The organism is Candidatus Obscuribacterales bacterium (assembly GCA_036703605.1).
GTDB lineage: Bacteria > Cyanobacteriota > Cyanobacteriia > RECH01 > RECH01 > RECH01.
This window is the reverse complement of sequence record DATNRH010001092.1, coordinates 1-1,084: the sequence shown is the minus strand read 5'-3', so window position 1 is coordinate 1,084 and position 1,084 is coordinate 1. Positions and strand designations below refer to the sequence as shown.

The 1,084-nt window shown below is 53.3% G+C and carries 1 protein-coding gene; it reads right to left on the bottom strand.

Annotated features, from left to right (window positions below; genetic code table 11):
• Positions 1–132: 132 nt before the first annotated feature.
• Entirely contained in the window at positions 133–975 is an 843-nt protein-coding gene (gene trmD, locus V6D20_22605) for a tRNA (guanosine(37)-N1)-methyltransferase TrmD (protein ID HEY9818573.1), read from the bottom strand.
• Positions 976–1,084: the final 109 nt, after the last annotated feature.

Genomic DNA, 1,084 nt, shown 5'->3' with positions numbered 1-1,084 from the left:
CCACCCCGTAGGCCTTTGAGGCCCTAGCGATGTCGTGGATATCAAAGTTCGTGACGTTGGTTGCAACCACATTTTTGGCGCGGTCCTTGACCGGGTGGTGCACTAGGCCCACGGCAAAGGGACATTTTCTTATCACCGGGACAACCCCCTCTGGGACCAAAGCTCTTCAGCATGCAGGACCTGCTCGAGAATTTCCTCAGGCGCTTCCGCAAAGATCCAATTTTCAGGGGTCTTCTTAACCTCTTTTAAAAGTTCCGCCAAATGTTCTTTGAGCTTTAATAACCGCTCAGGGCTTTGAGATTCCAAGTACCAATCCTTGCGCTTCACCCAGGTGCGCACAAATCCCGTACTCTGGCGCCAACGCTCGATCCGTGCATGATCCCCCGAGAACAAAATCGGTGGAATCTCCATCCCCTCCCAGCTCCTCGGCCGAGTGTAAAGGGGGGCCTCAAGAGGTGCACCCAGAGCAAAGCTTTCTTGAACGTGAGAGGTTTCATTTCCTAAAACCATGGGCACATGGCGCAACAGACTATCGGTCATCACCAGGGCTGGCAGCTCGCCACCACTGGTGACGTAATCCCCAACAGAGAGCTCGCGGTCCACATTCTTGGTGAGCCAGCGCTCATCCAGCCCCGAGTACCGCGAGCAAACCCAAACAATTTGTTGAGCTGTCGAGAGCTCGCGACTGATGGCATCGGTAAAGACCTCCCCTTGGGGGGACGTGTGCACCACCAAGGCGTCCTGGCTAAGCGCCAAACTATTCAAAGCGCGCTCAAAGGGTTCAGCCAATAAAACCATTCCATCACCACCCCCAAAAGGACGATCGTCGACGGTCTTATGGACATCCTCGGTAAAGTCCCTGGGGTTGACGAGCTCCAGATCAAACAGACCCTTTTTCAGAGCCTGCCCCGAAACCCCATAGCTCAACCCACTTTGGATCATGTCCGGAAACAGTGTCAGAAAAGAAATTTTCATAGAAGAAAGTGCATACCACCCCTACGCCCCGAAAACCAACACTAACCCCCAACAGGAACTTTCTATCTATACCTACAGAGCCACTGAAGGAGAGGGAGAGCCAAAAGAT